Source organism: Streptomyces sp. ATexAB-D23 (genome assembly GCF_000373645.1).
Taxonomy (GTDB): Bacteria; Actinomycetota; Actinomycetes; order Streptomycetales; family Streptomycetaceae; genus Streptomyces; species Streptomyces castrisilvae.
This window is the reverse complement of record NZ_KB892024.1, coordinates 1-14,254: the sequence shown is the minus strand read 5'-3', so window position 1 is coordinate 14,254 and position 14,254 is coordinate 1. Positions and strand designations below refer to the sequence as shown.

General features: G+C 69.9%; 9 protein-coding genes. 4 read left to right on the top strand and 5 right to left on the bottom strand.

Annotated elements, in window-relative coordinates; translation table 11 throughout:
* Positions 1-163 precede the first annotated feature (163 nt).
* The gene (locus tag B082_RS37490) at positions 164-1,159 is read right to left on the bottom strand and encodes a colicin immunity domain-containing protein (RefSeq protein WP_234018197.1); all 996 of its coding nucleotides are present in this window, start codon (positions 1,157-1,159) and stop codon (positions 164-166) included.
* A 297-nt stretch (positions 1,160-1,456) separates the two neighbouring features.
* Positions 1,457-4,795: an AfsR/SARP family transcriptional regulator gene (locus B082_RS36370; protein WP_234018196.1), complete on the bottom strand. Its 3,339-nt coding sequence runs from the start codon at positions 4,793-4,795 to the stop codon at positions 1,457-1,459.
* Between the two features lie 117 nt (positions 4,796-4,912).
* Between B082_RS36370 and B082_RS0120675 the strand changes: the two genes are divergently transcribed.
* Positions 4,913-7,030: a tetratricopeptide repeat protein gene (locus B082_RS0120675; protein ID WP_158688889.1), complete on the top strand. Its 2,118-nt coding sequence runs from the start codon at positions 4,913-4,915 to the stop codon at positions 7,028-7,030.
* A gap of 65 nt (positions 7,031-7,095) precedes the next feature.
* On the opposite strand, the gene B082_RS0120670 is transcribed toward B082_RS0120675, so the two are convergent.
* Together B082_RS0120670 and B082_RS0120665 are read right to left on the bottom strand one after the other, a co-directional pair.
* Complete coding sequence (locus tag B082_RS0120670) at positions 7,096-7,581, bottom strand: hypothetical protein (RefSeq protein ID WP_026250005.1); 486 nt, start codon at positions 7,579-7,581, stop codon at positions 7,096-7,098.
* On the bottom strand, positions 7,578-8,741 hold the full coding sequence (locus tag B082_RS0120665; RefSeq protein ID WP_018553719.1) for a hypothetical protein: 1,164 nt from the start codon (positions 8,739-8,741) through the stop codon (positions 7,578-7,580). Before B082_RS0120665 ends, B082_RS0120670 begins: the two co-directional genes overlap by 4 nt.
* 377 nt (positions 8,742-9,118) lie before the next feature.
* On the opposite strand from B082_RS0120665, the gene B082_RS0120660 reads away from it, so the two are divergent.
* The 3 genes from B082_RS0120660 (at position 9,119) to B082_RS0120650 (ending at position 12,455) form a co-directional block, all read left to right on the top strand.
* Positions 9,119-9,787: a DUF998 domain-containing protein gene (locus B082_RS0120660; protein WP_018553718.1), complete on the top strand. Its 669-nt coding sequence runs from the start codon at positions 9,119-9,121 to the stop codon at positions 9,785-9,787.
* A gap of 75 nt (positions 9,788-9,862) precedes the next feature.
* The gene (locus B082_RS0120655; RefSeq protein WP_018553717.1) at positions 9,863-10,075 is read left to right on the top strand and encodes a DUF4287 domain-containing protein; all 213 of its coding nucleotides are present in this window, start codon (positions 9,863-9,865) and stop codon (positions 10,073-10,075) included.
* A gap of 205 nt (positions 10,076-10,280) precedes the next feature.
* Positions 10,281-12,455, top strand: coding sequence for an NB-ARC domain-containing protein (locus B082_RS0120650; protein ID WP_051094655.1), 2,175 nt, complete (start codon positions 10,281-10,283; stop codon positions 12,453-12,455).
* Here the strand turns inward: B082_RS0120650 and B082_RS0120645 are convergent.
* Positions 12,395-14,164 carry a hypothetical protein gene (locus B082_RS0120645; protein ID WP_018553715.1) on the bottom strand — a complete coding sequence of 590 codons (1,770 nt, stop codon included), beginning with the start codon at positions 14,162-14,164 and terminating at the stop codon, positions 12,395-12,397. The two genes, B082_RS0120650 and B082_RS0120645, sit on opposite strands and share 61 nt — an antisense overlap.
* Positions 14,165-14,254 lie beyond the last annotated feature (90 nt).

The window sequence follows — 14,254 nt, the reverse complement described above, 5'->3', positions numbered from 1 at the left end:
TCTTCGAGGGGTTGGCGCCTTGGAGTAGTGCGGTGGGTCGGTGGGTCGGTGGGTCGGTGCGTCGGTGCGTCGGTGGTGAGGTGGGTCGGTGCGTCAGGGCTTCGGGGGCCGGCTGGTCGGGTGGTCGGGCGATCGGGTGGTCGGGCGGTCGGGCGATCGGGCTTCAGGAGTTCTCGGAGCGCGCCATGGACTTCCGTACGGCGTCGCGCAGTTGTTCGTCCGAGAGGTCGGTGGGGTCCTTGAGCGCGGGGTCGATGGAGTAGTCCTCCAGCAGGAGGAAGACCTGCTGGAACGCGCTGAGGAGCGGTTCGCGGAGCCTTTCCCCGCTCTCCTGGGCCGCGCGGCGGGCGTTCAGCCAGCCGCGAGCGAAGTCCGCGCCGCCGATGGCCCCGGCCGTGAAGTCCCTTACGAGGCAGACCTGCTGGGACGTGGCGGTCCCGTCGGGAACGTCCCGTGCGTGCGCCCACGCGATGTGGCGGGGCGCGAAGTCACGTGCGACCGACTGCAACTCCGGCCACCGATCGGCCACGGCCCGCGCATAGCGCGCGAAGCGGGCCCGCCCCCCGTCAACACCTTCCGGGACAGCCCCCCTGAGGAACGGCGTGGTGCCCGCCACCAGTGCGTAGCCGGGCCGGTCGAACAGGACCGCGCCCTGGAGATCCGAGGCCACGAGAAGCACGCCGGCGGCGCTTCCGACCAGGTCCGATGCTGTGGTGATTGATGCTGTGGTGATCGGTGCGGTGAGGCGGGATGGGATGAGGCGGGATGGGGTGAGGCGGGATGGAGCGAGGCGGGATGGAGTGAGGCCGGGTGGGGTGCCGCCGGATGCGGTAATGGCCGATGCCAATTGCCGCCAGGGCCGGCCGGAGGCCCCCGGTCCCTCCGCCGTCATCACCAGCACCTCCCCCACGCCTCCCGCCCGGCAGCCGTCAGCCGTACGCCGGACGAGCGCGCGGTCCACGTGGGTGCCGGCGGGGACGGGGACGACGAGCTTGGGGCCTTCGGAGAGCCAGGAGGTGGCGAAGGCACCGGAATGGGGCTCGGTGAGGACGGCGGGGCCCTCGACGGCAACGGCGCGATTGCCGGCGTCGAGGGCCTTTACTGATGGCTGTTCACCGCCATCCATGGCAGGCAGTGGCACGGAGTCTTCAGATGTCACGGGTCGGCTCATTCACCAATCTTTCCGTACGCCCCGCCGACATCCGGCCACTGCGTCACGCCTGAATGGAAGTGCCGCTTCATATCATGATGCAGCCGTTCTTCGGATCCCCTATCGGAGATGCCGCTGCGGCACCTGCCATCGCCCCTGTTGCCAAGACGGTCAAGCAAAGGATGGCGGCGGCCGCGAGCCTGTTGCGCACGTGCAGATTCCTTCCGTGATCATGGTTGAGGAGCCGGAAGGCTATCAGAAAATACAACTGGCGCAGTCCAGTGAATATGCCTTCTGGATATGCCGCTATTCGTCGCGCCGAGAGAGGCGGGTATTCAGCTCGTCGTCATATATTTGTTCGATTTCAGTGAGGCGCCGAGCGATTCGAAGTGCATCGGAATGGTCTCGATGCTGTATCAGCTCGAATGCGCGACGCAATGTCATGTGCGCGTCATCAGCATGGCGTGCGGCGAGCAGTACCTCCGCCAGGAGGGTCCGCGAGGCGATCTCCTCCTCGACATCGTCCGTGTGGGCGGCGACGGTCACCGCTGCTCGCAGCCGGTCCGTCGCGACAGCCAGGCGTCCGCCGGCGAAGTCCGCGCGTCCCAGCCGGCGCAGCGCCTGGACCTCGTGGTGGGCTGTCCCTATGTCCCGGGCGATCCTCAGCGCTTCGAGGAGTTGACGGCCGGATTCCTCGACGCTCCCCAGTCGCCAGTACGCCTCGCCGATCCCGATCAGGGTCTCGGCTTCGCTCTTGCGGTCGCCGAGGGAGCGGAACTCCGCGAGCGTGGCACTGAACATGGGAAGAGCCGCTGCGGCCTCCCCCGACTCGGTGAGGGATTCGGCTAAATTCCTGCGCACGGTCGCACGGTCGTAACGGTTTCCGTCGACGTCGAGAAATGACAGGGATTCCTCGAAGGAGCGGCGGGCGGACGCTATATCTCCCGCCTGCATCTGTAACTCTCCGATATTGTTGAGAGTCTGGGCTGAGGCGGTCTTGTCCGACGCGGCTCGGAATCCGTCCAGTGCGCTGCGAAAATGCCTGAGCGCCCGCCCGCGTTCCCCCAGAAAAAGCATGGTGACCGCAATGTTGTTACGGCTGCGCGCTTTGTCCCAGATATCGCCTGAAAGTGACTTTATGGCGAAACTCTTCTGGAGTAGGACGAGAGCCTTGCGGTTCTCGCCGAGATGCCAGTTGAGCGTGCCGAGAACGCGTAACGCCTCGGCCTCGGCGGGTCCGTCGCCCAGTGTGCTCGCGAGTTCGAGTGCGCGCTGCCCGGCCGCTGCGCCCTCCGAGTAGTCCCCGATGCTTGCGTCCGCCGCGCAGAGGTCGATCAGGGCCCGGCAGAGCGCGGGCACGTTGTCGTTCGTCCGGTCCCAGTGGGCGACAGCATGCCGCAGAAGTCTCTTGGCGTCCTGCCAGTGACACTCAGACTGCAGGAAACCCGCTATGGCGCAGGCGAGTTCGGCAGCCGACTCGCTGTTGCCGTTCTGGCGGACGTGGTCTTCCAAAGCCAGCAAGTTGCCACGTTCGGAGGCGAGCCAAGCCCGTGCGGCCAATGAGCCTGGGAAGGGCGTCGCAGGTGTCTGCGGGTGCGACGCCGCCGCGGCCGGCCGCATGCGCCGCGGATAGGCAACCCGATCCGCGAGAGCGGCCGTCGTGGCGTAGAAATCAGCCAGACGTTCCACGGCCTCACGGCGTTCCTGCTCGCTGTCCTCCGCGAGGGACAGGTCGTACGCGTATTCCCGCAGCAGGTCGTGGTAGCGATAGCGGTCCGGTACGGGCTCTCTGAGTAGAGAGCATGCAAGTAGGCCTTCGAGTAACCGCTCCGTGATCCGAAGTGGCTGACCCAGCAGCGCGGCCGCCGCTTCGGCGGCGAACTCGGGTCCGGGGTGCAGTCCGAGGCGGCGAAACGCAAGGCGTTGTTGTGCGGTGAGGGTCCTGTAGGAAAGGGCGAATGCCCGTGCCATTTCCTGTTCTTGATCGGCGCTGTGAATCTCCGCCAATCGGCGGGGGTCTCGGGCCAGGCGCTCGGTGAGGATGCCCATCGTCCAGGATGTACGGGCCCGGAAGCGATGCGCCACCAGTTCGATCGCGAGCGGGAGGTACCCGCAGAGCTGCACGATCCGAGCGGTCTGAGCTGTGTCACGGGTGCGTTCCTCTCCAGCGAAGCCGCGGAAGAGGGTGATGGCGTCCTCCTCCGGCAGCACGTCTAGGGGGACCGACAGCGCCTGGGGGATCCCGGTCAGATGCCGCCGGCTCGCAATGATCGTGAGGGATGGTGACCCGCTGGGCAGCAGGGGGCCGACCTGCTCGGGCCCGGTCGCATCGTCGAGGACTATGACCACGCGACGCTCGGCCAGCATGGTCCGCCACAGGGCAGTGCGCCCCTCCAGTTCCGCCGGAATGGAGAAGGCCGGCGCACCGAGGAGCCTCAGCAGCGTTGCCAGCGCGGCCCTCGCGGAAAGTGGTGTCTGCGCGGGTGAATGCCCATGCAAATCTATGTACAGCTGACCGTCCGGGTATCTGTCGGCGAGCAGGTGGGCTGTTGCGACGGCCAGGGCCGTCTTGCCAACGCCTGCCATGCCGCTCACCGCCTCCACGGTGACGACCGACCCGCCGGGTGTGCTCTGCTCCGCGATCAACGAGGTCAGGGCCCGCAGTTCCGATCGCCGCCCCACGAGTGTCGGCTGCTGGGGCAGATTGCGGCGCGGCGGAGCCTCGGGCGGCACCTCGGCAGCGGGGGCGGGTGGCTCCTGCGGGAGCGCGGGTGCTGCGTTGGCAGGCGCGGTCAGGGGAATGGCCGGTCGCCTCGTACCGCCACCGTGCGCCAGTTCCTGTGCCGGCAGGCGGGCAAGTACGCCTTCGTGGATCATGTTCAACTCGGCGCCCGGAAGCGCTCCGTACTCCGCCATCAGTGACTGCCGGGCCCGCTGGTGGACCCGGAGCGCGTCACCGTATCTGCCACTGCCGTAATAGGCGATCATCAATTGTCCGAGCAGGGTCTCGTCGCCGGGATGCCGCTCGGCCAGCGCGGCGAGCTCGCCGATGTGTTCGGCGAAGCGGCCCAGCCGCAGGCCGGCTGCGACGCGTGAGGTGCAGGCGCTCAGCCGCGACTCCGCGAGTGTGCGCCGTACGGTCGCTGCCCAGAGTCCAGGGAGTCCCGCCAGTGGGTCGCCCTGCCACAACTCTTCGGCCCGGGTCAGCAACTCCACCACGAGGGTGTCACTATCGCTGGCGGATGCGGCGTCGACAAGGCGCTGGAAGCGCTGCCGGTCCACGGATTCACGAGGCGTTTGGAGGGTGTAGGTGTGTGCCTGTCCCACGATGGCGGGGGCGTCCGGCCCCGTCCCGGCCGTCCGCAGGCGTCGGCGGAGGCGTGAGACGTAGGTGTGCGCGTTCTCGCGAGCACGCGCGGGTGGGTCGCCGTCCCACAGACGTTCTGTGAGCTCGCCGATCGCGACCGGACGGCCCACATCAAGAGCGAGCGCGGCCAATAACACCCGCTCCTTGTCTGATCCGAGCGTCAGCCAGTGCCCGTCCAGCCGCAGCCCCACCGGTCCCAGAATCTGGAATTCCACCAGCGCCCCCGCTGGTCCGTCGGATGGTTCACGAGCATGACATCGCATCAGGTATTTCGCCATACGTCCCGGCTCTACTTGGCCCGAACCAACTTGTCCCTGATGGTCATTCCGAGTCGTACCGGGGTATAACGCGAAAGAGTTCGGACAATTGGCGATCGATCTCCGGGGGACGGATAGATGACTGATTCGAGTGCGATCTCGCGAGGGCCTCATGGGAATGAGGTCAGTGGCGAGGCGAGACTGTACGGTCCCACTGTCCAGGCACGTGAGGTACATGGCGGCATTCATGTCCACCCAGCGGCGGCACCAGCACCGAGGGCGGCTCCGCCGCGCCAACTCCTGCCCGTTCCCGCAAACTTCACCGATCGGGAACGCGATCTCGCATCGCTAAATGATCTACGCAGCCTTGGATCACGTCTGATTGTCGTCAGTGGACCGGCCGGGATCGGCAAGACGACCCTGGTGTCCAAATGGCTGTGTTCCCTGAACTCCGACTTCCCCGACGGGCAGCTCTACGCGGATCTGCGCGGGCACTCGGAGGGCGATCCGGTGGGGCCCGCGGAGGTCCTGGGACAGTTCCTCCGGGCGCTGGGTGCCGGGGCGCCGTCTACGGACGCGGTGGAGCTGGCCTCCCTGTGGCGCTCCCTCACTGCCGACCGGCGGATCGCGGTCATGCTGGACAACTCGTTCACGGCCGCCCAGGTCCGGCCGCTGCTGCTCGGCGGGCCGGGCGGCCTTGTCGTCGTCACCAGCCGTCGCAGGCTGACTGGCCTGCGCATGCAGGGAGCGGGCTTTCATCAGCTCGACACGCTCGGTCCGGCCGCCGGTGTCGAACTGCTCACTCGCGGGATCGGCGCGGAGCGGGTCGCAGGGGAACTCTCCTCCGTCCAGCGCCTGGTGGCCCTCTGCGCGGGTCTCCCGCTCGCGGTCTGTCTGGCGTCCGCCCGGCTCGCGACGCGGCCGAGGCAGTCGGTCGGGGCGCTTGCCGATGCCCTTGACAGGGACGCGAGCGGCGGTCGGCTGGCTGCGCTCGAAGTAGAGGGAGAGACATCGGTGCGCAAGGCCCTGGACGCGTCGTACGCGGTGCTTAGCGGAGGGGCTGCGCGTCTGTACAGGACGCTCGGTCTGCTCCCCGTGCTTACCTTCGACGCCATGATCGCCGCGGCCTCCAGCGGCGAGTCACTGGAATGGGCGGAGCGCCGGCTGGACGAGCTGGTCGAGGCCAACCTCGTCGAGGATGTCGGCCCGGAGAGCTGCCGCTTCCACGATCTCTTACGGATCCACGCCCACGACCGAGCCATGGAGGACGACGCGGGCGCCGCCCGTGAAGAGGCGCTGCGACGTTTCTGCGACTGGTGCCTGCACACCGCGACGGCGGCCCAGGAGCTCCTTACGCCGGTGCAGTTCACGCTGCCCAGGGCCTACGTTTACCCGCCGGAGCTCCCATTGCCGTTCACCGGGAGCGTGGGCGCGCTCAGCTGGCTCGACTCCCATCGGACGCAGCTGCTGGATGCCGTCAGACTGGCAGCGCGCAATGGCTGGCACAACACGGTTTGGATGCTTGTGGACGCGCTGTGGCCGCTCTTCCTGCGGTTGCGCCACTACGCGGACTGGATCGAATCGCATGAAATCGGCCTGGAATCTGCCCGGCGGGCGGGGAACAGGGCGGCCGAGCGTCAGATGCTCAATTCCGGTGCCATCGGCCTGGGCGCCGCCGGCCACACGGAGAAGGCCACCGCCTGGTACCGGGAGTCCCTTCAGGCCGCACGCGAAGCCGGTGACACACGGGACGAGGGCCAGGCGCTGCTGGGACTCGGCGCCTGTCATCGCGAGGCCGGGCGGCCCGCCGAAGCCGTGGCTCACCTGTACCGGGCGATCTCCGTCTGGGAGGGCTGCGGTTACCCGCGCGGCGCGGCCCTCGCCCGCACCACCCTCGGCGAGATCATCCTTGCGACGGGCGCTCCGGAAGAGGCGGTCGACTGCTTCTCCCGGGCCCATGCCGCGCTGGTGGCGGTGAACGACCCTCACGATGCCGCGCGCGCCCTCGCCTTCCTGGGGCGGGCCGGTGTCCGGGCGGGGGCGTACGCGGAGGGAATGGCGAGGCTGAACGAGGCGCTGGCGGTCTTCACTGCGTCCGGAGCCGCCTTCTGGCAGGCGCGCACCCTGGAGATGCTGGGCGAGAGCGCGGCGGAGCAAGGTGACGAGACGCTCGCGGAGCAGTCCCTCGTGCGGGCCCTGGCCCTGTTCGAGACCACTAGCCCCGCCGATGCGCGTCGGCTCAACGGGGGCGGGTGATCGGCAAGGGAGCCGAGCCGCGGACACTGGCTCGGCTCCCCCGCATGGCAGGAGAGTTCTCCGGCTCAGCCGGGCAGTGCGGCGTGGGCGTACGGCCATTGCCGCAGTGAGCGGCCTGCCACCAGCCAGGCGTGTACGCACGACGGCAGCAACGACTGCCCCGCAGAGCCCTGGTACAGCCGGTGGGGGCCGTGCGGGACGAAGGCCATGGAGCGGTCGAGGCCGCAGGCCAGGGCCCAGCCGCCGGCCCCCGTAGCACCGGCCAGGGGCACTGCGGCGAGCGTGCAAGCCGGGTGGGCCGAGGTCAGAACGGCCAGTCGTCGCAGTGCGTCGGCGGGCGAGTGAGCGCGGCTTCCCTGAAGCACATCGGCGCAGTCGAGCAGGGTGCCCTCCCCACAGGTGTCCACGTCCACGACGAGGTGTTCGTCGACGATCGGCACACCGGGTACGCGGTTCGCAGCGCTCAGCCGCACGGTGCACGACCCATAGGCGCAACGGGCGCGCAGCATTTCCGGAAAGAGGCTTGCCTCGACCATGACGAAGTGGTTCATGCCGATGCCTCCCCGCGTCCCGGTGCCCACGCTGCCGGAGTCACCGGCTCCGGCAGCGGGACCGTAACCGGCTCGTGTGCGGGCTGCCCCATCCCCAGGAGCGCGTACATCAGCCTGCGCATGTTCCGGTTGAACCGGCCGGGCTCCGACGTGATGCGCGACCTGATCGGCGCATAGTCCTCGTGCCGGTACTCCCGGGACACGTAGTCGAGCTGGTCCGCCAGTGGGTGGGTGGGCGACAGCCTCGGTGCGTGAGTGGCGAGCGCGGCGGCCGGCGACGAGGGGTTGATCTCCCGCCCTGGCGACGTGGCCAGCAGTATCGGCACCCCGGTGAGCGTCCCGTACAGGGTCACCGAGCCGTGGTCGCCCAGGATGAAGTCCGCCGCGATCAGAATGCTGCGCCAGTCCGCTTCCGGTGGCACGATCCCCATGCCCCGTTGTTCGCACCGGGCCAGCCACGACCTGACCTGGTAGGCGCCGTGCCCGGCCCACACATTGGGGTGCACGAGCAGTGCCGTACGGTAGCGGTCCGTCGGCAGCTCGCCTATCAGCCTCGGCAGCAAGGCGTCGAACCGGCCGAAGGAGGAGTGGGCTCCCCAGGTCGACACCGCGACGACGAGCTTCTCTCCTTCGGACAGCCCGAGCGCGCGGCGGTACGCGGCGCGCAGCGGCAGACTCGCGGTAATCCGGTCGTGTACGGGATCGCCGATGACGTGTGCCAGCGGGAGCACCTCCGGGCAGGAGCGCGCCAGCTCGCGCAGCTCGGCGTGGTGCGGCACGCCCACGGCGGCCGGCAGCCGGCCGCCGGGCAGGAGGTCCTGTCTGCGCAGCCCTGCCACGCCCGCGTCCGCTCCGCCGACCACCCTCTTCAGGTAGTTGGCCCCGTGCGGCAACGTGATCAGTGGCGCGTCTATGCGCTCGACGCCGCGCGGGCCGGCAGCGAGGGCGAGGTCGAAGGTCATACGGGTCGCCTGCTCCCATGGCAGCACCGCGCTTCCCAGCCTCCCGAAGAAGGCGGGCACGTCATCGCCGAAGGCGTGCGGCGGTGCTGTGAAGACGACCTGCAACCGGAAGTCGGCATCCAGCAGGGAAAGGATGTCGAGCAGGCGCTTCCCGTAGGTCACGGTGTGGATCACCGCGAGCACCTTCTTGCGCCCCACCAGAGTCAGCCACTGCCGTGACTCGGCACCCTCCTTCTCGGTCGCCCCCGTTTCGAACCTGTTCGCCGCAGTCGTACTCGATCCGGTCCTACTCAACGCCGCCATAACGTCCCCCTGTTGATCGTGTCATGCCATCAACTGCTTTCGCTGACGGGATGCCCGGGGAGGGGGACGGAACGCTGGACGGAGCCTTGCGGGAACCTTGCAGCGTTCTGCAGGCGGGGCGCACCTGTGGAGAGGACCGCTCCGACCGGGTGTTCCGGCCCTGGAGCAACAGGGCTCCCGTAGTGTGATCCAGCGCACATCGCGCGGGCGGTGACTCCGCTCCCCGAAGCCGGTCATACAAGGCGACACCACCGAAGCGAGGAAGGCCCGCCATGACCGACACGCTTACCGCACCCCGCCACCTCCCCTCCGCCGTGCCCGCCTCGCGACCCTCGGCGCGGTGGGCCCTGGCCGGCGGTGTGGTGGCGGGGCCACTCTTCCTGGCGGCCGGACTCGCCCAGGGCATCGCGAGGGACGGGTTCGGCTTCACCCGGAACGCGATCAGCCAGCTCGCCCTCGGCGAGCACGGCTGGGTCCAGACGATGAGCTTCCTCCTCACCGGCGCGTTGCTGATCGCCGGTGCGACCGGGCTGCGGCGGGCGCTGCGCGGTGGGCCCGGCGGTACGTGGGGGCCTGCTCTGGTCGGCGTGTTCGGCGCCTCTTTCTGGGCCGCGGCGGCGTTCCCGGCCGACGCAGGGGCGGGCTTTCCCGTAGGGGCGCCCGAGACGACCACGCTGAGCGGGCACGGGGCGGCCCACATGGCCGCCGGCATGATCGGCTACCTCGCCCTGTGCGGGGCGTTCGTCGCCCTGGCCCGTCCGCTCGCCGCCCGGAGCCCGCGCGGCTGGGCCGTCGCGTCCCGCCTCGTACCCGTGGCCGTCCTCGCCGGGTTCATGGCCTCGGCCACCTCCGTCCTGGCCTTCACGGCCGGCGCCGGCCTCGGCCTGCTGTGGCTGAGCGCGGTAATGGCCCGGCTGGCCGGCGGACCGGAGAACCGCTGACCGGTCGCCAACTGCCGTTTCGTCCAGCCAACATCGTCACCACGCACACCATTCCGACATGAAACGGAGACACCGATGACCGGTGCTGTGAAGGGTCCTGCCAGTTACTTCCCGTCCATCGAGAAGAAATACGGCCGTCCGATCGCCGAATGGAAGGACCTCATCCGCTCCTCACCCCTGACGAAGCACATGGAACTGGTCAACTGGCTCAAGTCCGAGCACGGCCTCGGCCACGGCCACGCGAACGCCCTCGTCGCCCACACCCTCGCCGAGGACAGCGGTGCGTGATCGGGGCGGGCGGTAGAGACGTACGCGAAACGGCCGGGCACAGCCACGAGCCGCGGCCGTCCCGACGCCTCCGTGGCCGCGGTGTCCGATTACCTACGTATGCCGCCCCACGTATGTCGGCGGTACCGGTCACGGAACTCCTCCCTCCTCGCCCGGGTTCCAGTACGGTGACCATGAGCCGGAGATCCCCGAGAGGCGGTGCTTCATGAGCGCGCAGGATGGTGCGGAACGCCCGGTGCCTGCGGGTATCGCGAACAGCCTCTCCGGGAATGTGGACGGCCAGTTCGTCCAAGCCGGTGTCGTGTACGGGGGGATCACCTTCCAGTACCAGGAAGGGCCGGCGCCGGCGGACGGGCGGCGCCCGGACCAGGTACCGCGGCCACCGCGAGGGTTCGTGGACCGCCAGGAGCCGCTGGCCGCGTTGGACGAGTTACTCGCAGCCGGTGAACTCCTGGGCTGCCCGATCGGCGTCTTCAGCGGGCTCCCCGGGATCGGCAAGACTGCCGCGGCCTGCCAGTGGGCCCACAACAATCAGCTTCGATTCCCCGGAGGCCAGCTCTTCGTCGATTTTGCCGGGCTGCGTGCCGGCGCCGGCGGGGATGTCTCCGAAGCGCTCGCCGGCTGCCTGCGGGCCATGGGCGTACGCGATCAGTACCTGCCGGCGGGCCTCGCCGACCGGACCGCTCTCTACCGGGACCTGTCGGCCAAGCGGCAGCTGCTGGTGGTGCTGGACGGTGTGACGCGTCCCGCGCAGGTCACGGCCCTCCTGCCGCAAGGGCCCGGGAGTGCGATGGTGGCGACCAGCACGTGGCGGATGGGCGAGCTCGTCCTCGACGGTGCGGCACTGCTTCAGCTGGACGTCCTCGATACCGACAGTGCCCTGGCACTTTTGTCGAACATCTGCGGTCCCGGGCGGATCGCGGACGAGCCGGAAGGTGCGGCCCGGCTCGTCGAACTGTGCGGCGGCCTGCCGCTCGCCCTGCGCATCTGTGCCGCGCGGCTGCTGACCCATCGACGGCTCACCATCACCGCGCTGGTTGCCGCGCTGTCCGACGAACAGAACCGTCTCAGCCACATCTCCGTGTCCTCAGCCCACGAGGAGCGCACCGTGTCCGCAGCCCTCGAACTCGCCTACCAAGACCTTCCCGAAGCCGCCGCCCGTATGTACCGGACCTTGGGGCATCTGCCCGGCCTGAGCTTCGACACCGCCGTCGCGGCGGTCGCCGCGGGGCTGGCCACGACGGCCGAGGCCCAAGAGGCACTGGACGTATTGGAAGCGGCCAGTCTGCTGTCGGTGACGGACGACCACAGGTACGTCCTCCACGGCCTGGTACGGCTGCATGCCAGGGATGTCGCCCATGCCGTCGATCCCCCCGGCGCGGAAGGCGAGCGGGTACGCCGGGTGACCGGCCACTACCTCCTGCTGACTGTCGCGGCGGACCTCGCTGTCCGCGCCGACCGGCTTCGGATCGCCCAACTGTCCCTCACGACAGGAACCTTCGGACCGAGTGACGGTCCCGGACCGTTCGCCGGGGCGGCTGATCCCGGCCGTGACGCGATCAGCTGGCTGGAGGCGGAGCGGGCCAATATCCTCGCCGTGCTCCGGACCGCGTCCGGCTTCGGCCTGGACCGGTCCGTGTGGCAGATGGCCGAGGCGTTCACCGTTCTCTTCTTCCGGCACCGGCACCTCGCGGACTGGCGGGAGTCCCTCGTGCTGGGCGCCGAAGCGGCCCGGCGCGACGGCGATCCGGCTGCCGAGGCCCGGCTGCGCAGCCTCCTGTCCCGACCGCTGCTCGGCCTGGGACAGGACGCTCGGGCGAAGGCGGAACTGGACAGTGCCGAGCAGCTAGCCGTGGAGTCGGGGCATCTGACCCTCCAGGCGTCTGTGCACGAGTTCCTCGGACGTTACTGGGACGCGCGGCAGGACCCGGCGCGGGCGGTCGACGCGTACCGCGCCTCCTTGGCGCTCAACACAGAGGCGGAGGAGGAGCGCGGCGAGGCCCTGGCGCGTTATTTCCTCGGCTGCGCGCAGAGCGCGGCCGGAGACCACACCACGGCTCTCCTCGTGCTGACCCGGGCCAGGGAGGAGTTCCTCGCCCTGGCCGACGCGCCGTTGGCCGCGCGGACACTCGCCGACACCGGGCGCGTGCTCCTGCGTACCGGAGCCCGCGAAGAAGCCGCGACCGCCCTCTCCCGGGCTGTGGACGAACTGCGCCGGTGCGACACCTCGCACTACGAGGCACAGGCGCTGGAGGACCTGGCGGATCTGCTGGAGGACCCCGAAGCCGCCAAGGACTGTCTGCGTCGGGCCCTCGTGATCTACGAGGAGGGCGGCAGCCCCCGGGCGACCGCGGTCCTGGCCCGGCTCGGCACCGACTGATCCGTGGGCGGCGGTACGGGGCCGAGCAGCAGCCTCCGGTGACGCGTGCCGTGGACGACGGTCATCGCGGTGCCGTCCAGGGGCATGCCGAGCCGCAGACACACGTAGACCGCGGCCGCGGCTGTGCCGGGATCGGGACCCGGTTCCTCCGCCGTACCGACATGCACGGCCCGTCCGTCGCGCACCCCGACGACGCAGTGGCCGTCCTCCCCGGGCACTGCGGCGATCCGGGCCCCGGGAAAGTCGGCCAACAGGGCGGACACGCGCTGCCGCGCAGCCGCGGGCGAGAGGACTTCCGACCCGGCACAGATGACGGTGGCGCTTTCGGTGAGGCGTGTGTCCGGTTCGTCGACGTCACACGCCAGGTGCCAGAAGGCGGCCTCGCCCTCCGCCGTCTCAGTGGCGAGCGCGGCGGGAAAACGACGCACGTCCATCCGCGGTTCGCCGTCAGGATCTCGCACCAGTGAGGTGTGCACCATCAGTGACCGCGTGCCGGTGGCGTCCAGGAGCGGAGACGGGGACGGGAGCGGGAAGGCGCGTGCGCCACGCCCCGGCTGCTTCGGCCGGGGCAGGTCCAGGAGGTCGTAGAACAGCTCCCGCAGCCTCGGCAGGGCCTGGCCGGGCTCGGCGAAGGCCGCGGCGCCGACCGAGGCGAACCGGTCCCGCCGGTGGCCGGCCACGGCCGCCCTCACCTGCGGTTCCAGCGGGCCGCCCGGCCCCAGCCGTCCGGCCGCCGAGCGGAGCGCGTACCCGGCCGTACCGGGAACGGCCTCCGATCCGAACGCACCCAGCAGTACGGGGCGGCCGAGCGCCGCTCCGTACAGCGTCACGGATCCGTGATCCCCGATCACCAGGTCCGAGGCGACCAGGGCCTGCTGCCAGCCGTCCGTGGGGTCGACGGCGATCAGGCCCGCCTCCAGCGCGGTCCGCTGCATGACCCGGACCTGCCAGTCCCCGTGTCCGGACCAGACGTTCGGGTGCAGTACGAGTGCCACCCGGTACTCGTCGGTGGGCAACTGAGCCAGGAGATCAGCCGGAAGCCCCGGCCACGCCCCGGCCAGCGACTCCTCGCCCCAGGTCGAGCTGACCAGAACCAGCCGCGTACCGGGGGCGACTCCGAGGGCGGCCCGGTACCGCTCCCGCCATCGGGCGCTCGCCCGGAGCCGGTCCAGGCAGGGGTCGCCCACCAGTACCGTCCTGCCGACCGTTCCGGGGTGGGCCGCCGCCAGCTGCGCCTCCTGGTCGGGGTGGGAGACCGCGAGCCAGGCACGCCGGGCGGCCAGCAGGTCGTCGTGGACCAGACCGGAGAGACGGGTGCCCGGTCCGGCCGAGTCGGGGACCTGCTTCTGAAAGCCGACCCCGTGCGGAAGGACCACCACCGGATAGTCGCCGGGCGGCACTTTGACATTCTCTGAGGCGGAGATCAACAGGTCGGGGGCGATCTCAGGGAGCTGGGACCACGGCAGAGTGCGGCAGCCACGCGAGCGGAGCAGATCGAGCACGCCGTTGTTGAACGCCGACGTCGGGTCGTACGCGAACACCACGGCGATACGCGGATCGTCGTGCACGATCTCGGGCATCACGTCCAGCACACGGACCAGCGACGTCACCGTCCGCGCGGCGGCCACCACCGTGCGCTCGGCACCGAAAGTCCGCCAGCGCGCGGCGTCGGCGCCCACGGGGACGAGAATGCGCTCGTCCGACTCCATCGCGTACCTCCGCCCGAGGGCAGGATCGCACACAACCCGGCTCCCGGCTCCCGGCTCCCGGCTCCCGGCTCCCGGCTCCCGGCTCCCGGC

Excerpts from the sequence above, each read along its gene's own strand:
- B082_RS36370 (WP_234018196.1), bottom strand. The coding sequence starts at position 4,795 with ATGGCGAAATACCTGATGCGATGTCATGCTCGTGAACCATCCGACGGA.
- B082_RS0120675 (WP_158688889.1), top strand. The coding sequence starts at position 4,913 with ATGACTGATTCGAGTGCGATCTCGCGAGGGCCTCATGGGAATGAGGTC.
- B082_RS0120670 (WP_026250005.1), bottom strand. The coding sequence starts at position 7,581 with ATGAACCACTTCGTCATGGTCGAGGCAAGCCTCTTTCCGGAAATGCTG.
- B082_RS0120660 (WP_018553718.1), top strand. The coding sequence starts at position 9,119 with ATGACCGACACGCTTACCGCACCCCGCCACCTCCCCTCCGCCGTGCCC.
- B082_RS0120655 (WP_018553717.1), top strand. The coding sequence starts at position 9,863 with ATGACCGGTGCTGTGAAGGGTCCTGCCAGTTACTTCCCGTCCATCGAG.
- B082_RS0120650 (WP_051094655.1), top strand. The coding sequence starts at position 10,281 with ATGAGCGCGCAGGATGGTGCGGAACGCCCGGTGCCTGCGGGTATCGCG.
- B082_RS0120645 (WP_018553715.1), bottom strand. The coding sequence starts at position 14,164 with ATGGAGTCGGACGAGCGCATTCTCGTCCCCGTGGGCGCCGACGCCGCG.